The sequence below is a fragment of the Pristimantibacillus sp. Z349TD_6 genome (genome assembly GCF_056173205.1).
On the sequence record NZ_CM149662.1, the window covers coordinates 7,443,272 to 7,462,723 of the forward strand.

Here is a 19,452-nt window from a genome sequence, read left to right on the forward strand (position 1 = left end):
TTGACCACCTCCTACTTCTTCATTTTCGGATCAAGCGCATCTCTCAGACCATCGCCAAAAATATTAAAGCAAAGCATCGTAACGCTTATAACTGCTGCTGGGAAAATCATTCTCCAAGGATACAGTGTCCATGCTTTAATTGCATCATTTATCATCGTACCCAAAGACGCAGCCGGGGATTGAACACCTAGTCCCAAGAAGCTGAGGAATGCCTCTGCGAAGATCGCACTTGGAACAGTAAGCGTCAACGTTACGATAATCGGACCCATTGCGTTAGGAATAAGATGTCTGAATAGAATACGTGGAGTGCTTGCGCCAAGCGCTTGAGCAGCCATAACGTATTCTTGATTTTTGAGCTGCATGATCTGGCCGCGCACAATCCAAGCCATACTGATCCAACCGGTTATACTAAGCGCAAGCACGATCGTGAACATGCTCGGCTCTAATATGACAATCAAAAGAATGATAATAAGCATGCTTGGAATGGAGTATAGAACTTCACAGAAACGGTTCAATATCTCATCGACACGACCGCCGAAGTAACCCATAATTCCACCGATAATTACACCAAGAACCAAGTCTGCGAGTGCAGCATATATACCAACCTGCAGAGATATCCCTGCCCCCATCCAAGTACGGGTGAAGAGATCCCGCCCAAGATCGTCTGTACCAAACCAATAGGTACCGTTAGGATTCAGGTTCTTTTCCTTCAAGTGATTCGTTTGAAAATCCTGCTCTGATATGATCGGGCCAAAAATCGCCATAAGGGAGACGATAAGCAGCACAATTAAGCTGAACATCGCTATTTTGTTGGAACGCAGACGCAGCCAAGCATCTTTCCATGCCGAGATGCTCTCACGAACAACTACTTCCGTGTGCTTCTCATCTTTGTTCAGCTTCGCGAATTGATCCGGCGTAAAGGTCTTATCCTTCATCCTTTTCCGCCTCCTCTTGTTAGCTTGATACGCGGATCGACAAAGCCATAAGCAACGTCAGTCAAGAAACGCGCAACCATCAGGATAATTCCATAAAATAAAGTAAGCCCCATTATGAGCGTATAGTCGCGGTTAGTAATACTTTGTACAAAATATTTCCCAATTCCACCTATACCAAAAATTTGTTCGACAACGACAGAACCGGTAATAATGTTAGCGGTCATCGGTCCGATATAAGTTACTACTGGCAAAATAGCATTGCGTAGAGCATGACGAACCAAAATAATGCGGCCGCTGAGACCTTTAGCACGAGCGGTCTTAATGTAATCAGCGGATAGTACTTCTAGCATCGTTGAGCGCGTCAGACGCGCGATAAATGCAGCTGGAAGAAACGAAAGCGCAAGAACAGGCATAATAAAATCTGTAGGATCGTTAAGTCCCGATACATTCAGCCAACGCAGCTTGCTGCCTAGGACGAACTGTAAAATTGATGCTGCCAAAAAGTTAGGAATCGATACCCCAAGCACTGCAATAACAATCGTGAAGCTATCCAAAAATTTACGATGATTAAGAGCTGCAACGATGCCCAGAATCAAACCTAACGCTAGCGACACAATAACGGCAAAAAGGCCGATTTGCGCAGAGTAAATAAAGCTTTCTTTAATAATGCGAGTAACGGACATATATTGCTGCTTCATTGACATCCCTAAGTCGCCATGAAGCAAATTGTTCAAATACATCAAATATTGTTTCCATACCGGCTGATCAAGGCCGTACATTTGCAAGAGGTGCTCCCTTATTTTCTCAGGAATAGCCTTCTCCCTAATGAAGGGATCGCCCGGGATAATTTTCATAAGAAAGAACGTAGCGGACGCAAGAACAAACAACGAGACAAACATGGACAGAAACTTCTTGGATACATATTTTATCAACGCAATGGACACCTCCTTACAGAATATAAACAAGAAGTAATGCTAAAAAGTGATAAAGCCTGAATCTGTCAACAAGAAAGGGATATATGCGGACACCCCGCATATATCCCTAGCTTCAGGTGCTGGAAGGACGACTATTTCGCTTCGTAGAAACCTCTTGTGTAGTCGATGTCCCCTTTGTAGTCCAAGAAGATGTTCTTGAATCCAGGTTTAAGCATGTAAACGTTGCTGTAGTAGTAAATTGGCATGATCGGCATGTATTCCATAAGAATTTTTTCCGCCTCAGTCATAGCCGCAATACGTTCAGCTTGATCTCCGCTTGCATTCGCTTTTTTGATCAAAGCGTCGTATTCAGGTGAAGCAAAACCAGTATTATTTTGACCGCCGCCAGTTACGAACATATCCAAGTAAGTCATTGGATCGTTGTAGTCAGCTCCCCAACCTGCACGAGCGATTTGATAGTTCATTGCAGTACGGTTTTTCAATAGAACAGCAAACTCTTGGTTCTCGATACCAACTTCGATACCAAGGTTTTGACGCCACATTTCAACGATTGCTTCAGCAATTTTCTTGTGGCCGTCGCTTGTGTTGAACGTCAATGTTACTTTAGGGAACTTAGCAAGCTTAAGCTCAGCTAGACCTTCAGCAAGCAATGTTTTTGCTTCATCAACATTTTCAGTGAAGAAATCATCTTTTACTTCGTTACGGTAATCTTCTTTCAAACCGATGATGCCTGGTGGTACAAAACCAAACGAAGGAACTTCGCCGGCCATTGTTACGCTCTCAACGATTGCTTGACGATCAATCGCCATTGCAAGTGCTTTACGTACTTTTACGTTGTTGAAAGGAACTTCTTCTGTGTTGAATTGGTAGTAGTACGAGCTAGCGATACCTTTAGTAACGATCTCGTCTTTTTTAGATTCTTTTAGAACCGGAATTTGCTCAGCTGGGATTTCACCAGTTGGTTTACCAGTGTAATCAAGTTTGCCTGTTTCGTAGTTAGCAAGTTCAGTTGCAGATTCAGCGATCATTGTGAAGTCAACGCCTGCAAATTTCACTTGTGCTTTATCGTAGTAGTTTTCGTTAGGAACAAGCTTAATGGAAGTATTGTGCTGCCATTCGCTCATTTTGAAAGGACCGTTACCGATGATTGTTTTAGCATCAGCAGCCCAAGCCTCGTTGTCCTTCACAGAAGGATGAACAGGGTTGTAAACATAGAATGATGTAAGGCTCAAGAAGTATGGTGTAGGTGAAACGAGTTTAACTTCAAGCGTTTGAGCATCAAGAGCTTTGATACCCACAGCGTCTGTGTTTGTCGTTTTGCCTTCGTTATAATCTTGTGCGCCAACGATGTAGTAGAATTGGTACGCGTAAGTTGAACCTACAGCTGGATCAAGCGCGCGCTTCCAAGAGAATTCGTAGTCATTTGCAGTAACAGGGTCGCCGTTACTCCATTTTGCGTCTTTGCGGATTTTAAATGTGTAGGTTTTGCCGTCTTCTGATTTTACCCAGCTTTCAGCTGTTGCAGGAATGGATTCACCATTCTCGTTTTTACGAGTTAGACCCTCGTAGATACCAGTTGCAAGTGTACCTGATACGTTGTCTTCCATAAGTGCCGGGTCAAGTGTCGAAGGCTCAGAGTGAATGTTCATTCTGAAAACTTTCGCTTCGGATGCTCCTCCATTTGTAGCGCCGTTTGTTGCGCCGTTCGTAGCACCGTTGTTGCCTGTTTCTTCTTTAGGCGTACAACCAACAGCGACAATAGCAAGAATGAGTAAAGCAGCAATAAATGATAAAGCAGACTTTCTTGTTCTCATTGTAATCCTCCCGTTTTTTTTCTGCTCAGTTCAACATGGCAAAATCGTCCAACTTACTCACTTTGTACACAAACGTTTGCATCTTCTTCTAGCTTGTCCAATGCAAATATACGTATCCTCTTGAGCAATGCTAAACATTTTCCCCATTTAAACAATGAGTTTAAATATAATAATAAATTTCACTATACAACCATGTTAATTATTTATCAAGAATATGTAAGCTGTAAATTTTTGTTTATAATTACTTTTATACACTGTTCTTTAACACATTAACGCGTTTATTCAATTAATTATTCTGTTGCGTTAATGCTGTACAGCGTTTATTCAGTTAATTATTTTAATAATATTTCACTTTAATATTTTTACAGTCATTTATTTACAAAAATAGCACTAATACTTAAAAATACAGATTAAATTGAAAATCCTTTATATTTCCATATTGTTTTAAAATACATATATATTCCACAAATATATAACGTGTTTTCTCGTACTTATACTATAACATAAATAATAACGACCATTATATTTAATTATTATTTTTCGGTTGTGCAAAATGAACGTTTTTTCATTTCAATATTGACGTTTGCTCATTTATTCCACGTAGCTTCTAACTGTATTATTTTTTTTAGATAAATTATTTATGCACGGCATATAATCAAAAAAAGACCTATTCATGCATATGCACAAATAGGTCTTTTTTTAATTAATAATATATTTAAGATTAGTAAGTCATGCCAGGGTAAAGCGGGAATTGTGCTGTAAGATCACGAACCATGCCGCGCGCTTTGGAGAGCACCTCTTGATCTTGAGGGTTGTTAAGCACAAGTGCAATAACCTCAGCAATAACCTTCATTGCGTTCTCTTCCATGCCGCGAGCTGTCGCTGCAGGTGTACCAATACGAATACCCGATGTTACAAACGGGCTTGTTGGATCAAACGGAATGGCATTTTTGTTAACCGTAATGCCTACTTCATCAAGCACATGTTCTGCTACTTTGCCTGTAATGTTCAGGTTGCGCGTGTCGAGCAGCATCAAGTGATTGTCTGTTCCGCCAGATACGATATTAAAGCCTTTTGCAACAAGCTCTTCCGAAAGAACTTTAGCGTTCTTAACAACTTGTGTTGCGTATTGCTTGAATTCAGGTTGAAGCGCCTCGCCGAAAGCTACTGCTTTTGCAGCGATAATATGCATCAAAGGACCGCCTTGCGAGCCTGGGAAAACCGCTTTATCAATCGCAGCAGCCCAAGGTTGACGACAAAGGATCATACCGCCGCGAGGTCCGCGAAGGGTTTTGTGCGTTGTAGTTGTTACAAAATGCGCATGAGGCACTGGGCTCGGGTGAAGGCCTGCAGCAACCAAACCAGCGATGTGAGCCATATCAACCATAAACAATGCGCCTACATCATTAGCAATTTTGCCAAGCTTCTCGAAATCGATTGTGCGCGGATATGCACTAGCGCCAGCAACGATCAAACGAGGACGGTGCTTGAAAGCAAGCTTGCGAACTTCTTCATAATCAATAGTGAAGGAATCTTCTTGTACGCCATATGCAACAAAGTTATAAAGCAATCCAGATGCATTAACAGGGCTGCCGTGTGTCAAATGTCCGCCATGTGCTAGATTCATACCAAGCACAGTGTCGCCAGGCTGCAAAGCTGCAAGGTAAACAGCCATGTTCGCTTGTGCGCCGGAGTGTGGTTGAACGTTCGCATGCTCAGCGCCAAAAAGCTCTTTCGCACGGTTGCGGGCAATATCCTCAACGATGTCAACATGCTCACAACCGCCATAGAAACGTTTGCTTGGGTAACCTTCTGCATATTTGTTCGTCAAAACGCTTCCCATAGCTTCCAATACCGCTTCGCTAACGATGTTCTCGGATGCGATAAGCTCGATATTGTCACGTTGACGAGTAAGTTCTAGTCCTAGAGCTTTCAATACTTCTGGGTCTTGTTTGCGCAAATTTTCCATGATTAAATTCCTCCTCAAATTAGATGCCCTTTATCAAGCAAAAACGTCTTCGGTGTCCTTTAGACGCTGAAAATCAAAAAATTATGGCTATAAATCAACTATTCGCAAGTTCCAGCAGATTGCTCCGCCGTTATATTCTCGCTAAGCTCGTATACCGCTCGGGAGCCGCCTATTAACTTTGGCCTTGTGATAGCCATCGTGACATGCGCTCCGCCAATTTCACGAATCGTCGGACGAACGGGAACAGCCACCCGCTTCAAATGCATACCGATAAACGTATCACCAATATCGATGCCCGCATGCGCCTGCACCGTTTCCACCAAACAAGGCTCCTTCAGCTGACGATAGGCATAGGCTGCCATGGATCCGCCCGCTTTAGGCACTGGCACTGCACCTACAATATCAAGCCCCAATCGTTCTGCGGAAGCTTGATCAATGACAAGCGCTCGATTTAGATGCTCACAGCATTGATAAACGGGAATAAAGCCAACTTCGCTGCGAACCGCTTCAACGCCTGCGTAAATTTGTGCAGCCGTTTCAATGGTTCCCGAAGTGCCAATGCGATGACCAAGCACCTCACTAGTACTTACACCGATTACTAGCAGCTGACTCATACCAAGCCTGCCTGCCGCTGCCAGTTCCCGAACAATTTGCTCAACCTGTTCTGCAATGCTTCCTAGCTGTACGTTTTCGTCTACGTTCATTGCGAATGCCCCCTAATTAGGACTGGCTGCTGTACTGTTCTTCAATTTGTTTCACTTTACTAACACGACCGACATGACGTTCTCCATTTGAGAACGGCGTTTCAAGCCATATGCGAATAATTTCGAGTGCCACTCCAGGACCGATTACTCGTTCCCCAAGTGCCAAAACATTAGTATCATTATGCTCCCGAGTTGCTTTGGCTGAGAACATATCATTCACAAGCGCACAGCGGATGCCGCGTACTTTATTAGCCGCAATCGACATACCGATACCTGTTCCACAAATGAGTATACCGCGCTCTGCTTTGCCGCTCGTAACAAGGTCGCATACGGGCAATGCATAGTCCGGATAATCGACGGATTGGTCACAGTTGCAACCAAGATCTTCAATTTCATGACCAAGCGATTGAAGAAACGGTACAACTTCATCCTTCAAACGATAACCTGCATGGTCAGCACCAATAGCAATTTTCAACGCAAAAGACCTCCTTAGAAATGAAACATCACAGTGCTAGTATACCTATTTTTGCCCAAAAAGACGAAAAAAGAGCAAGACATGCTTATTAGCATGCTGCTCTTTGCCCAGGCGACCGGCCGTATATTCCGATGCTCCACCGTGGTTACCCACTTCCGTCGCCAGTTACATCGGAAACCGTATATTGTCATTTTATTATATCTTATACAGCTGCAAAAATCAATCGAATGGGAGCAAAAATGACTTCCGCAACCCTAAATGCTTATCTTTTGGCAAGCTTGTCCAGCAGCTTGACGAGCGCGTCCTCTATTTCGTTAGCACTGCTGCTGTATATAGCAAGCGAGCCTCCGAAAGGATCAACGATGTCAAAGCTTGGTATACGACGCTCCAGCTCAAGCAATCGTCTTCTCTCGCCAGTCGTCAGCTGTTGGCCAAGCGCCTGCTTCATATGAAGCTCTGTATAAAGCTGCTCCAGCTCCTCAATATCCGCGAGCACTTGAGCGTCTTGATTGGCATATTCCTTTAACGTATAGATTTTGTCGACCGCTTCGGGATGCCATTGTAGCAAACCACGCTTATGATTGACCGTCATTGTCAAAATAATATCAGCCCAACCAACCGCCTCGCTCGTCAGCGCCAGCGACGTGCTCTTGTGCTCGATGTCCCGCTGCCTAAGCATCTCCACCGCATGAGCTGACACGGGCAGTCCGTCAATTGTAGATATGCCTGCGGAGCGAACAGCTACAGTGATCCCTCTTAGAGCAGCCATTCGGCGAAGCATAGCCTCTGCCATCGGTGAGCGGCATGTATTGCCTGTACATACAAATAAAATACGTTTCACACTGCCAACTCCTTTTGCACATTATTCCAAGCTGTTCAACGATTAAGCGAAAACACCTGCAGCGTTCCTTAGATGTTAAAGCAGCTTTGACTTGAAATTTAAAATAAGACTGCAATATTGTTCTGCTTTCTTACTTATTTTCTAAAAGATAAACAAGATGCCGAACACGAACAAAATTCCTCCGCCTATAGCCTCGCCATATTCGCCAAGCTGACCGCTGACTTTACGCCCCAGCATTAAACCACATATCGACATCAGCCCGCCGAGCAGACCGATAAGTAAAACCGTCATCAACATGTTTGCAGCGAACATCCCAAGCGTAATGCCTACTGAGAACGAATCGATACTGACGCTAAGCGAAAGCACGAGCAAGCCCCAAAAAGATTTATGGTCAAAAGATTGAACCGCCTCGCCTCGCAGCGAGCTATAAATCATATGTCCACCGAGCAGCACTAGCAAAATGCCTGCCGCAGTCGTGGCTACATCTCCAAGCAAGGAGCCCACGTATTGACCTGTAAAAATACCTGCCAGCGGCATGATCATATGAAACAACGCAGTTACAATGCCCAGCTTCAAAATATCTCGCAGCCTTATGCCTTTGAGCCCAATGCCGAGCCCAAGAGAAAATGCGTCTAGACTGAGTGCCACCGCAATAATAAGCAGCGTCAAAAACTGTCCAGCTTGTAATTGTGCTTCAATCACAGCCTATCTCCCCCATGTCCGCTTGTAGTCTTTACCAAACATATGCGGACATGAGGACAAACATACTAGTGCGGTTTCAAGCTAATTTTGTTTCAAAAATGATCGTTCCCCTTGGAGTACTTTCTATACACGAATAATTCGGTTTCCAGCCGCTTTGGCCAACCGATTCATCAGCGCTGCGCCGATCCCATGCTCCGTGCAGCCCTCTGCCCAAATACGCTGAGCGCCTGCCCCGTCAAAATCTCGCAATGCCGCATAAAGCTGGTGCGCTGCTGTGCCAAGCTCCGCCTCGCTGCCTAATGAGAAAACATGATCTGCATCATAGCGATTCAATCTCTCTTCGAAAGCAAGTACGCCAGTTACCTCGCCGCGCTTCTTTGCAGCTTCTACTTGATCTCGAATGTACGCTGCAACAGCTTCAAAATGGCCTTGCACAAGCTCAAGCTCCCCTTGTGGCGCATAATGAGTATATTTCATGCCTGGTGATCGCGGAGCCGACTCCGGTTCTTCTATCGAGGCACTATCAATCAACGCATGGGGTGCCGCTTCTTGAAGCGCTTCGCGCGTAATGCCGCCTGGCCGTAAAATTCGAATGCCATGCTCGCCAGCAAGCTCAATTACAGTAGATTCCAGGCCAACGCCTGTTGCGCCGTCATCAACAAGACCATCGATCCGCCCATCCAAATCCTCCAGCACATGCTCAGCAAGTGTTGGGCTTGGCCTTCCAGAACGATTGGCGCTTGGTGCAGCAATTGGACAATCTGCGATCTCAAGCAGCGCAAGCGCTGTTCTATGATCCGGTATTCGAATACCAACGGTAGACAGTCCTGCCGTTACGAGCGGCGATAACGCATCCTCACGAACGGGCAGTACAATGGTAAGTGGTCCTGGCCAAAACTGTTCCATCAACGATGAAGCCAGCTCAGAATACGGCAGTACCAGCTCATCTAACTGCTTGCGACCCGCAATATGCACAATGAGAGGGTTGTCCGATGGACGTCCCTTTGCGGTGAATATCCGTTCAACAGCCGCTGAGCTGCGAGCATCCGCGCCAAGCCCATAAACCGTCTCTGTAGGGAATGCAATAATTCCGCCTTCTCTTAATTGGCTGGCAGCTTCCGATAATTGTTCCCGCAGCTGAGAATCATGAGCCTTCTTTACGCGCCATACATTTGTTTTAGTCATCTCTATCCTTCAATCCTTGCTCTTAATTGAAATTGTTCATTCATTCGTTATTATAGCATAAGCACCCGCAAACAAGCAGAAACGACAGCTGCACCTTTACATTCAAAGGTGCAGCTGTCGTTTCTTATGAAAACAGTGATTTAATCCAATTGATAAAAGACTCGATCATTTCCCAAATAAAAAATTTTGCTTCCGGCGCTTCGCCTTGGGAAGGAGTATCTACTGGAGCTGCTGCTAAGGAAGCTGTCTTAGTCGCTGCAGTATCCGATTTCACTACTGACGCTTGCTCTGTATCTGCTCCAGCTGCTGCTGATGCTTCACCGCTTACAGCGTCGATAAAACATAACGGCGGGAACAATACGCACCACCAATTTTGTCCGCCGCCTTCGCCAAGTGTAATACGAAGGGCTTCATAGTCGCCAGCGGGGTAAACTTGATTTCCGTACATTTTTGTTGGGAAAGGTACCATTCCAAGCTCTGCGGATGAGCTATATTCAAAGCCGCGGCTCTTTAGCACTTCCGCTGTAATGCGTTCAATTTCAGGCATATTGGCGATAATCGTCTGACGTGCTTCCTCAATCGTCTGAGGTCCCGTCACCCAGCTATTCATCGCTTTAACGATTTCATCCCGGACAAGACGTTTCACGACTTGATCAGCAGGAGTATCGGAATTGGCTAAAATACGAAGGCGAATGGCTTCCTGCGGAATTTCTCCGCCTGCAACCGAAGCATCCATTTGCTGAGCTTCCCAGCTCATAATTAAAATGATAAGTGCAAAAATAATAAAACCATATGATTTGCGATAAACAAATTTATTAGCCTTACCCGAATTAGATTGAGCGGATTTAGAAATATTGGAATAGGAATGAATAGAATAATGGCTGGACATATAACACAAGCTCCTCTCGTCGCACCCGTCAGTGCGTCTGCTTGCGTTCCGGAACGTATCTATCCGTCATTATGTCCGCTATGCTTAATATATAAACCTATCAATCTATCTATTTTTTATCTTATCGCAGACGCTCTTCTAGCAAGTTATAATATTTTCAATAAATGAGAAGGATGGATGAAGAATGGATTTCCAAAAAACTTATGCAGCGTATCGACCGCTGCTCCATTCCATTGCTTATCGGATGCTTGGCACATTCAGCGAGGCCGAGGATTTGGTCCAGGATGTGTTTGCAGACTACAGCCTTTTGGACCCGAGTGAAATTAAAAATGAGAAGGCCTATCTCGTTCGGATGCTCACTAACCGCTCGATCAATCTCAGCCAATCCGCGCGCAAAAGAAAAGAAGTATATGTTGGACAGTGGTTGCCCGAACCAGACGTCAGCACCGTAAAACAAGACCCTGCTGAAATTTTTGCGGAGCATGAAGAGATTTCCTACGCGCTGCTTGTCATGCTTGAGCAGCTTACAGCCGTTGAACGGGCAGTGTTTATTTTGAGAGAATCACTTCAATACGATTATGAGGATATTGCTTCCTGCTTACATAAAACAACAGCAAACTGTCGTAAAATATACAGCCGAGCCAAAGAGAAGCTTCAGGAAGATAGATCGATGCTACCCATAAACACGGATAAAGCCGAAACCCTCGCTGTTGCCTTCATGGAAGCAGCTTCCTCCGGAAATTTCGAGAAATTGATTTCTCTTTTGTCCGAAGAAGCGATTCTTGTCTCCGATGGAGGAGGCAAGGTACGTGCAGCTATTTTCGCTATCATTAGCAGAGAAAGAGTCATTGCCTTTTTGAAGGGTGTTATTCCGAAGACCTTCTTGGGAGATGGCCATCAATTCGCTGAGGTGAACGGACAAGCTGGCGTCATCGTTAAGCAAGCCGGTGTGCCAAGAAGCGTTATCAGCTTTCGGCTCGATGAGGAAGGGCAGAAGGTTGAGCGGATTTATGTCATGTTGAACCCTGATAAGCTGAAGCATGTTCGGATCGAATGACAAACTGAAAATTTACGAACCGCCAATAGTGAACACAGGATGACTAAATAAGGACGACTAAACAAGAACGAATAAAAAAAATTTTTTAACCTTCTGTCACAACCGTTAACTGTGTTTTGTCTTAGAGGATGAAAGCAAATAATTAGAACATAGAGGAGAATGAGGAACATGACAGAAAGAGTCCAAATAGCTAAAGAAATACCTGCTGCATATCAGGCAATGAGCGGATTGGAAAAATACCTAGGCACTACGAGCATCGACAAGCAGCTGCTAGAATTGATTAAAATTCGCGCATCGCAAATAAATGGCTGTGCTTTCTGCATTAATATGCACACGAAGGACGCTAGAAGCTTGGGCGAGACTGAGCAGCGGATTTATGCATTGAGCGCTTGGCGCGATACGCCTTACTTTACGAAGGAGGAGCGAGCGGTACTCGCTTTGACGGAGGCTGTCACAGTCATTACGAAGGAACATGTGCCCGATGCGGTATATGAAGAAGTTGCCCGGTATTTCGAGAGCAAACAAGTCGGCGAGATTATTATGGCTATTATTACGATCAACGGGTGGAACCGTCTTGCGATAAGCACCGGTATGATGCCGGAATAAGTGTGAGCGGCTAAATCGGAAAATAGCGGTAAGTGGTGGGTTACAGCGGAAATGGATCTAGAATTTAGGCTTATGTTTGCTCATGAGCTATAAAAAAGCACTAAATTATGTGTTCCAGTGAAAATAAGACTAAAATATAGGCTTATTTCCGTCAAAGGAACCCTTTTATCGAAAATAGAACTAGAATTTAGGCTTATTCTGCTCATGAGCTACAAAAAAGCGGTAAATGATGCTTTCGAGCGAAAATAAGACTAAAAAGTAGGCTTATTTTCGTCAAAGGAGCCGTTTTCTCGAAAATAGAGCTAGAATTTAGGCTTATGTTTGCGCGTCACATACAAAAAAGCGGTAAATGGTGCGTTCCAGTGAAAATAAGACTTAAAAACAGGCTTATTTCCGTCAAAGGAACCCTTTTCTCGAAAATAGAGCTAGAATGTAGGCTTATTTTTGCGCGTCACATACAAAAAAGCGGTAAATGGTGCGTTCCAGTGAAAATAAGACTTAAAAACAGGCTTATTTCCGTCAAAGGAACCCTTTTCTCGAAAATAGAGCTAGAATGTAGGCTTATTTTTGCGCATCGCATACAAAAACGCGCTAAATGATGTGTTCGAGCGAAAATAAATCTAGGAAATAGATTTATTTTGCTGAGCCCAGTCAGGCCGCTGCTTGAAATGAAATAGAGGCTTTCCCGAAGTAGATAAATCTACTTTTGGGGAAGCCTCTTTTGCTGCAAGCGAAGTTAACTCCTCGTTGCAATGACATGCCGCTCGATTCCAGCGTAGTCACTGATGATTCGAATGTCGTCCCATTGCGACATTTCGCGCATCATGTCTGCAACGATGCGAGGCTGGCCCATGCCGAGCTCGAATGCGACGATGCGAGGCATCTGCGCGAGCAGCGGAAGCTGCTCCAGCATACGCCGGTACGGGATCAACCCGTCCGGCCCGCCTTCCAGCGCGAGATGCGGCTCATAGTCGCGAACTTCGCGCTGCAGCTCTAACATATCCGCCGCCGGTATATACGGCGGATTAGATACAAGCACGTCGATGCGAAGCTCGCCGTGCTGCAGTTCACCCTGCTCATGCCCATGTACAAATGGCATGAGCAGGTCGCCCTGCACGAATGTCAACCGATCCGCCGTCTCATGGCGGATCGCGTTCGTGCGGGCGACTGCCAGCGCGTCCGGCGATAGATCGGACGCGCATACGCGCCATGCGTGACGCTGCGAAGCTAGCGTCACGGCGATGGCGCCGCTGCCTGTGCCGACGTCGACAATAGTCGGCGGCTGCAAATCCCCTGCAATCAGCCCAGGGGGCCAAATAAGATCAGCTGCCTCAAGCACAGCCTCGACGAGCAGCTCTGTTTCCGGACGCGGAATGAGCACGGCAGGCGAGACTGTAAATGGCCGCCCATAAAACCATTGCTCACCAATAATATATTGAACAGGCTCCCCTGCAGCCTTACGACGTATGAGGCTTTCCCATTCTGCTAACCGCTCTGCAGGAAATAACTCACTTCCATCACGCAGCAATGCCGCTCGATCCATATTCAGCAAATGCATGAGCAAAAGCTCTGCATTGTTGCGCGGCTCTTCCACCGCTTCCGATTGCAAAATCGCTGTCGCTTGCATGCAAGCTTGCCGCAATGTTAATGGCGCAACAAACCATTGCTCCTCCGAATGCTTGCTCATCCCTGTATCGCCCTTCCCACTTTAAAGTAACTTCCTTCTCTTTCATGCAGCAACTATAGCCAATCTATTGCCATTACTGCCTCACAGCTAGCAGAACATTCGACAATAATTCACTGCCATGTCCGATCTATTTATGTGCTCCACACAACCACTTGCCTCGCTTTCGCTTCCCCAAACCGAACAAAACGCCAGACCGCTGATTGCTTATTGTAAGCAACCAGCGACCCAGCGCAAATTTGTTAAGCCATTTCACGTTCCATAAGATCAGCTTGCTCTGCAATCGTCAGGGAGGAAATAACCTCTGTCAAATCGCCGTTCATCACTGAATCCAGCTTATGAAGCGTTAATCCGATACGGTGATCCGTTACACGGCTTTGCGGGAAATTGTATGTGCGAATACGTTCGCTGCGATCTCCCGTTCCAACCTTGCTCTTACGCTCGCCCGCATACTTTGCTTCTTCTTCTTGACGGCGAACATCAGAGATACGTGCACGAAGCACAGCAAGTGCCTTCGCTTTGTTCTCATTCTGTGATTTGCCATCTTGGCAAGTCGCCATAATGCCGGTTGGAACGTGCAATACACGTACCGCGGATTTCGTCGTATTAACGGATTGACCGCCCGCTCCACTGGAGCAGAACGTATCCACGCGGATATCCTTGTCGAAAATTTCAATCTCCACATCTTCAACCTCAGGCATAACAGCTACCGTAGATGTTGATGTATGAATACGGCCGCCTGATTCCGTTACTGGAATCCGTTGTACGCGATGAGCGCCGCTTTCGAATTTCATCTTGCTGTACGCGCCTTTGCCCGTAATCATAAAGATTACCTCTTTAAATCCGCCAACGTCGTTCTCGCTGAAATCCATTAGCTCTACACGCCAGCCTTGTGCATCAGCAAACTTTGTATACATACGATATAACTCATATGCGAACAATGCTGCTTCGTCTCCACCAGCCGCACCACGAATTTCGACAATAACGTTCTTGTCATCATTAGGGTCCTTCGGCAATAGAACGATACGAATTTGCTCATCAAGCTCAGCTTGGCGTTTGCTCAATTCGTCGATTTCCATTTTAACCATTTCACGCATTTCGTCATCGAGTTTCTCAGCTTGCATCAGCTTAGCGTCGTCCAGCTGCTCGGTAACTTGTTTATATTCCGTAAAGGCATCATATGCCTCTTGTAAATCCGACTGCTCCTTGGAAAGCTCTCTAAGCCGCTTGGGATCACTGGATACATCTGGATCACACAATAGCTCACTCAGCTTCTCATACCGGTCTGCGAGTGCTTGTAAACGGTCAAACACGATCATTCACCTCTGTTTATTCCATTAGGATAATGTTCATTATACCATATCATCGAGTTTCTATCGACTGCTGGTTTCGATTTACAGCCAGCTAATCATGCCCATTTTTACGAACCGCCTCAATCTTCATATGCCAGGCAACCGCCATTGGTTACTGAGCATCCAGCATGAATACTGATTGCAACAAAACCCTGTAAGCGCAAAGCTGCACTTACAGGGCTCTATTATTCCCCTAATATTTACACGTTAAAACGGAAATGGATAACATCGCCGTCACGAACGACATATTCTTTGCCCTCAAGACGAACTTGTCCCTTCTCACGAGCCGCTACCATCGAACCCGCAGCTGCAAGATCTGTAAAGGAAACAACCTCAGCACGAATGAATCCACGTTCGAAATCGGTATGAATAACGCCAGCCGCCTGCGGCGCTTTTGTTCCACTGCGAATCGTCCATGCGCGAACCTCTTGTACACCTGCTGTGAAGTAAGTGTATAGGCCAAGCAGTTTGTAAGCTGCACTGATCAAACGGTTCAAGCCCGACTCCGACATGCCAAGCTCCTCAAGGAACATTTCTTTGTCTTCGCCTTCAAGCTCAGCAATCTCAGCTTCAACCTTCGCGCTGATTGGCACAACTTCAGCACCTTCAGCAGCTGCGAATTCGCGTACTTTTTGTACGTACTCATTGCCGTCTGAATTTGAAACCTCGTCTTCGCTCACGTTAGCGGCATACAAAACCGTCTTCATTGTCAGCAAATGCAAATCACGAACAAGCAGCTTCTCATCATCGCTCAGCTCTAGGCTGCGTGCAGGCTTATCGTTGTACAACGCTTCCTTGATGCGTTCAAGCACTTCGATTTCTTGAGCAACTTTTTTGTCTCCGCCCTTAAGGTTTTTACGGGAGCGTTCAATCTTTTTATCAACCGAATCAATATCCGCCAAAATAAGCTCCAAATTAATCGTTTGAATATCGCTAATTGGATCTACCTTGCCAGATACATGCGTAATGTTGTCATCTTGGAAGCAGCGAACCACATGAACAATGGCGTCTACCTCGCGGATATGCGCCAAAAACTTATTGCCCAATCCTTCGCCTTTGCTCGCACCAGCAACCAAGCCGGCAATATCGACAAACTCAAACGCTGTAGGCACGATGCTCTTAGGAACAACGAGCTCAACCAGCTTGTCCAAACGCTCATCCGGTACTTCAACAACACCAACGTTAGGATCTATTGTACAAAAAGGATAATTGGCAGATTCTGCTCCTGCTTGCGTAATTGCGTTAAACAATGTTGATTTGCCGACGTTGGGCAAACCTACTATTCCTGCTTTCAATGCCATGCTATAAGACACCCCTATTTTCCCGAAAGTAAACAACTCCAGCTATTATACCCCAGCGTCACCTACTTTGAAAGTGCCATCCGTTAAGCCTAAACGGCATTTGATGGCTTCCTTGGCAAATGAAGACGGTTTTCTGAACAATAAAAGCATTGTAAGTTGTGAAAACCTATAAAACCCTGCATTTGAACAGTCGTTTGTTTTTAACCCGTTTTATACCCCTAAACGGTATCTTATTTGTGCCTCGCCGCAAGTTAGTCACTGCTGAGAATGATAAGCCGCGCTGCGGAAATACTATGTTGGCGCTGGCTTAAGCTGTGCACACAAGCACCTAAAATTTGAGGAGGCAAGCTTATGGAAAATCAGACTCATAAGGGTAATTACAAAGGAACGACGAATATGAAAGCCAAAAATCAAGATATGGCATTCGTAAACGATACCATTGAGGATACAAAATCTGTAACAAATTTTACCTCGAAAAAGAAGAAAACAGATTAAAGGATAACTTCCGAGCCCTTATCTATAAAAAACCTGGGTTCTGCAAGCGTATCATCCACTTGTAGAATCCAGGTTTCTTGTATTAAGAATACATTACATCCGAAGCGGCGCTTCTTGCAGCTCTGCGCGCGATTGAAGGTAACGGAAAAACGCTACCGATGCTTCGCCTCGCGTCACTTGTTTCTTAGGCAAAAACTTGCCATCGGATAAGCTCATAATTTTGAGACCGACAACAATGGCTGCCTGCCCCTTATTCTGGATCTGATCCGAGTCTTTAAACGAGGCTTTAAATATATGATCATAATTCGCAAGCGCATTATAACCAAGTGCCCGCACGATCAGCTCAGCCATCTCATCACGGGATACTTTACCGCTAGGGTTAAAGGAGCCATCCCCAACATCTATCAAATTTTGTTCCAATGCACTTTCAACATAAACGAAATAGCTGGAATCTGCAGCTACATCATTAAATGAGGCTTTACCACCGAGCTGATTACTGAAGGACATCGAGAGCGGCGATACTCCGCTGCTGCGCGCTAGTACCAGCATTTTAATCAGCTCTCCGCGTGTAACCGCCTCATTGGGACGCACAAGACCATCTTTCACATCAAGCGCTTTGTATGCAACCATTAGTTCAAGCTGACGCTGTGCAAAATGTCCTTCAATATCCTTAGCCTTCGGCTTCTCGAGCTGTGTGACATCACCTGTTTCCCGATTTCGCCAGCCGCCCGTCACTGCATCGAGGAACACTGACTCATCCATAAGCTTAGGCACTAATTGGTAAACTAGTTCTGCCTCTGTCTTTCTATCCACTTCGTCGCCTCTTATTTCGCCTGAAGCAATCATCAACTTATATTTTTCAATTGGAATTGGCTGCCCGTTCCATGCGAAGCTTTGCACAAGCCGATACGTAAGCTGTGTTCGGTAATAATTCAGCCAGCTGTCAACTGCCTGCTCCTTCTTAATCAAGGCAGGAGCCTCAGCTGGATATTCAAAGTTCGACAAATTAGCATCGTAATTTACAACTTCCCCAGTACTTGAATGAATCGATAAGCTAATGTTGTCGTATTCAACCACTGCGCCATAGATTTTGTGTACAAAATTGAAATAGTATTGACTAGGTTGCCCTGCGACAATCCCCTCATATTGCTTCGGATCAGGTTTGACCAAATATAGCTCATCCGTTAGCCATGGCAGACGTTTCTTAATCGCTTCTACCGCTGCTGTTGACGCTTGCTCTAGCGTCACCTTTGTCCCGCCTGATTGACTTTGTTCGTTATACATATACGTATTGAAATGGCGAACCTCTCCAGTGCGACCGTTAACGGAAGCTGAAGCTGAGCCCACTTCCTTGCCATCCTTTTTCACTGTCCAATTCAGCTGCCAATAGGCTTCGGTTTCACCTGTGCTCTCATTGCTATTTTCACTGTAATTGGAACCATTAAGCTCCACCCCTGCCGGCAGCGCAAAAGCAGCTTTTACCGCATCTATCGCTTGCTTCTCGGTAACTGCCCCCGCCTTCGGCTCTTCGCCTAAAGGTTTCTCGGATATAGGAGTTTCCGATATCGTTCCCGCTCTAAAATAATTGTCTCTCGACTGATCCTTTAACTGGCCAGTCACCGCATCGATTGATATAGGCTGAAGCTCGTAACTAAGCAAAGGTTTCCTTTTCCCCTGCATATTGTAAGGCACGATATAAGCTAACAGTGGAGCTGCTGCTGCTCTCAGCTTTTCATTTGCCTCTGCTGCCGACAGCTTTGCATCTACTTTTGGAAAAATTATTGTATCATCCCACTGCAAGGAAAATCTTCGGACATGCCCCTCACTATCCACTTCAAGCTCTATGTAGTTATCTACATAGGGTATGTCATTCACCAACCGATCATAACGAATGGAATGCACAACCTCACCCGTTAGCGGTGGACGCAGTTGAACACCATAGTCAGGATTGTATTGAATTTGTCCTTTATAATCAGCTGCGATTTTATCTATGAATTGGAGCGCAATCTGCTGAGCGGCATCACGTTCAACCTTAAGCGGATACGTTGGTTTGGCAGATGGGTTATCGGTATAAGAGTTGAACTCAAGAAGCTGACCTTTATCCGCATGAATACGAACATAGATGCTTCCCAAATGCTTGCCGTTCACCTTCTTCACGAAATCCAGTCCCCAAGCATTACGTTTGCCGCTAGCCATCACTTCCATATTAAGACTAGCTCCTTGGAGGACATACTCCTTCGGAATGCTTACATACTGCCTCGCTAGTGCTTCCGCTTTTTCCTTCGTAATTGCTACATCAACTGGAGCTGCAAATCCTTCTTTCATGATGTCTCCTTCCGACGATGGCACGGCTTTTGCTGCTGCATTCGTCACTGCTGGCTTGTTTGAGCTCTCAGCAAATGCCGTTGCTGGCAACATACTCATAAGCATCGCTGTTGATAGCACTACCGCAAGCCTCTTTCGATGATTGATCCTCACTGCTTCACCCTCCAATGCTTTTCCAATTTA

At 45.5% G+C, this 19,452-nt stretch carries 17 protein-coding genes and 1 riboswitch; of the genes, 3 read left to right on the forward strand and 14 right to left on the reverse strand.

From position 1 onward, the window contains the following. Positions 1–11: 11 nt before the first annotated feature. The 10 genes from AC0VYE_RS32260 to spoIIR all read right to left on the reverse strand — a co-directional run bounded on the left by AC0VYE_RS32260 (position 12) and on the right by spoIIR (position 10,449). Positions 12–935, reverse strand: a complete 924-nt coding sequence (locus AC0VYE_RS32260) for an ABC transporter permease (protein ID WP_076266264.1) — start codon at positions 933–935, stop codon at positions 12–14. Continuing rightward, on the reverse strand, positions 932–1,867 hold the full coding sequence (locus tag AC0VYE_RS32265) for an ABC transporter permease (protein ID WP_076266265.1): 936 nt from the start codon (positions 1,865–1,867) through the stop codon (positions 932–934). Before AC0VYE_RS32265 ends, AC0VYE_RS32260 begins: the two co-directional genes overlap by 4 nt. Before the next feature lie 134 nt (positions 1,868–2,001). Continuing rightward, complete coding sequence (locus AC0VYE_RS32270) at positions 2,002–3,684, reverse strand: peptide ABC transporter substrate-binding protein (RefSeq protein ID WP_076266266.1); 1,683 nt, start codon at positions 3,682–3,684, stop codon at positions 2,002–2,004. Positions 3,685–4,405: 721 nt separating this feature from the next. Then, the gene (locus tag AC0VYE_RS32275; protein ID WP_144376684.1) at positions 4,406–5,653 is read right to left on the reverse strand and encodes a serine hydroxymethyltransferase; all 1,248 of its coding nucleotides are present in this window, start codon (positions 5,651–5,653) and stop codon (positions 4,406–4,408) included. Positions 5,654–5,751: 98 nt separating this feature from the next. Next, on the reverse strand, positions 5,752–6,357 hold the full coding sequence (locus AC0VYE_RS32280; protein WP_475444877.1) for a TIGR01440 family protein: 606 nt from the start codon (positions 6,355–6,357) through the stop codon (positions 5,752–5,754). 16 nt (positions 6,358–6,373) lie between these two features. Next, the gene (gene rpiB, locus AC0VYE_RS32285) at positions 6,374–6,832 is read right to left on the reverse strand and encodes a ribose 5-phosphate isomerase B (protein ID WP_076266268.1); all 459 of its coding nucleotides are present in this window, start codon (positions 6,830–6,832) and stop codon (positions 6,374–6,376) included. Positions 6,833–6,930: 98 nt separating this feature from the next. Continuing rightward, positions 6,931–7,011, reverse strand: a riboswitch (ZMP/ZTP riboswitch). 83 nt (positions 7,012–7,094) lie between these two features. Beyond that, positions 7,095–7,673, reverse strand: a complete 579-nt coding sequence (locus AC0VYE_RS32290; RefSeq protein WP_475444878.1) for a low molecular weight protein arginine phosphatase — start codon at positions 7,671–7,673, stop codon at positions 7,095–7,097. A 141-nt stretch (positions 7,674–7,814) separates the two neighbouring features. Then, positions 7,815–8,375, reverse strand: coding sequence for a manganese efflux pump MntP (locus tag AC0VYE_RS32295; RefSeq protein WP_076266270.1), 561 nt, complete (start codon positions 8,373–8,375; stop codon positions 7,815–7,817). A gap of 123 nt (positions 8,376–8,498) precedes the next feature. Then, complete coding sequence (locus AC0VYE_RS32300; protein WP_475444880.1) at positions 8,499–9,560, reverse strand: L-threonylcarbamoyladenylate synthase; 1,062 nt, start codon at positions 9,558–9,560, stop codon at positions 8,499–8,501. 124 nt (positions 9,561–9,684) lie between these two features. Beyond that, on the reverse strand, positions 9,685–10,449 hold the full coding sequence (spoIIR, locus tag AC0VYE_RS32305) for a stage II sporulation protein R (RefSeq protein WP_475444882.1): 765 nt from the start codon (positions 10,447–10,449) through the stop codon (positions 9,685–9,687). A 184-nt stretch (positions 10,450–10,633) separates the two neighbouring features. Here spoIIR and AC0VYE_RS32310 point away from each other — a divergent pair, with 184 nt between their 5' ends. Both AC0VYE_RS32310 and AC0VYE_RS32315 read left to right on the forward strand, forming a co-directional pair. After that, positions 10,634–11,506: an RNA polymerase sigma-70 factor gene (locus tag AC0VYE_RS32310; protein ID WP_475444884.1), complete on the forward strand. Its 873-nt coding sequence runs from the start codon at positions 10,634–10,636 to the stop codon at positions 11,504–11,506. Between the two features lie 168 nt (positions 11,507–11,674). Next, on the forward strand, positions 11,675–12,112 hold the full coding sequence (locus AC0VYE_RS32315; protein WP_339205421.1) for a carboxymuconolactone decarboxylase family protein: 438 nt from the start codon (positions 11,675–11,677) through the stop codon (positions 12,110–12,112). 736 nt (positions 12,113–12,848) lie between these two features. Here the strand turns inward: AC0VYE_RS32315 and prmC are convergent. From prmC to ychF, 3 genes are all read right to left on the reverse strand, one after another. Further along, positions 12,849–13,799 carry a peptide chain release factor N(5)-glutamine methyltransferase gene (gene prmC, locus AC0VYE_RS32320; RefSeq protein ID WP_475444885.1) on the reverse strand — a complete coding sequence of 317 codons (951 nt, stop codon included), beginning with the start codon at positions 13,797–13,799 and terminating at the stop codon, positions 12,849–12,851. A 239-nt stretch (positions 13,800–14,038) separates the two neighbouring features. Then, positions 14,039–15,109 (reverse strand): peptide chain release factor 1, encoded by a 1,071-nt coding sequence (gene prfA, locus AC0VYE_RS32325; protein ID WP_076266276.1) that lies wholly within the window; start codon positions 15,107–15,109, stop codon positions 14,039–14,041. Between the two features lie 239 nt (positions 15,110–15,348). Then, positions 15,349–16,449, reverse strand: coding sequence for a redox-regulated ATPase YchF (ychF, locus tag AC0VYE_RS32330; protein WP_076266277.1), 1,101 nt, complete (start codon positions 16,447–16,449; stop codon positions 15,349–15,351). A gap of 351 nt (positions 16,450–16,800) precedes the next feature. Between ychF and AC0VYE_RS32335 the strand changes: the two genes are divergently transcribed. Next, positions 16,801–16,944 carry a hypothetical protein gene (locus tag AC0VYE_RS32335; protein ID WP_179089742.1) on the forward strand — a complete coding sequence of 48 codons (144 nt, stop codon included), beginning with the start codon at positions 16,801–16,803 and terminating at the stop codon, positions 16,942–16,944. Positions 16,945–17,037: 93 nt separating this feature from the next. On the opposite strand, the gene AC0VYE_RS32340 is transcribed toward AC0VYE_RS32335, so the two are convergent. Further along, a complete protein-coding gene (locus AC0VYE_RS32340; RefSeq protein WP_475444888.1) occupies positions 17,038–19,422 on the reverse strand; it encodes a YcdB/YcdC domain-containing protein in 2,385 nt (794 codons plus the stop codon). Positions 19,423–19,452 lie beyond the last annotated feature (30 nt).

What these genes read in the sequence shown, in the direction of transcription:
- AC0VYE_RS32260 (WP_076266264.1), bottom strand. Translation starts at nt 935, where the DNA reads ATGAAGGATAAGACCTTTACGCCGGATCAATTCGCGAAGCTGAACAAA.
- AC0VYE_RS32270 (WP_076266266.1), bottom strand. Translation starts at nt 3,684, where the DNA reads ATGAGAACAAGAAAGTCTGCTTTATCATTTATTGCTGCTTTACTCATT.
- AC0VYE_RS32275 (WP_144376684.1), bottom strand. Translation starts at nt 5,653, where the DNA reads ATGGAAAATTTGCGCAAACAAGACCCAGAAGTATTGAAAGCTCTAGGA.
- AC0VYE_RS32280 (WP_475444877.1), bottom strand. Translation starts at nt 6,357, where the DNA reads ATGAACGTAGACGAAAACGTACAGCTAGGAAGCATTGCAGAACAGGTT.
- AC0VYE_RS32300 (WP_475444880.1), bottom strand. Translation starts at nt 9,560, where the DNA reads ATGACTAAAACAAATGTATGGCGCGTAAAGAAGGCTCATGATTCTCAG.
- spoIIR (WP_475444882.1), bottom strand. Translation starts at nt 10,449, where the DNA reads ATGTCCAGCCATTATTCTATTCATTCCTATTCCAATATTTCTAAATCC.
- AC0VYE_RS32310 (WP_475444884.1), top strand. Translation starts at nt 10,634, where the DNA reads ATGGATTTCCAAAAAACTTATGCAGCGTATCGACCGCTGCTCCATTCC.
- AC0VYE_RS32315 (WP_339205421.1), top strand. Translation starts at nt 11,675, where the DNA reads ATGACAGAAAGAGTCCAAATAGCTAAAGAAATACCTGCTGCATATCAG.
- prmC (WP_475444885.1), bottom strand. Translation starts at nt 13,799, where the DNA reads ATGAGCAAGCATTCGGAGGAGCAATGGTTTGTTGCGCCATTAACATTG.
- ychF (WP_076266277.1), bottom strand. Translation starts at nt 16,449, where the DNA reads ATGGCATTGAAAGCAGGAATAGTAGGTTTGCCCAACGTCGGCAAATCA.
- AC0VYE_RS32335 (WP_179089742.1), top strand. Translation starts at nt 16,801, where the DNA reads ATGGAAAATCAGACTCATAAGGGTAATTACAAAGGAACGACGAATATG.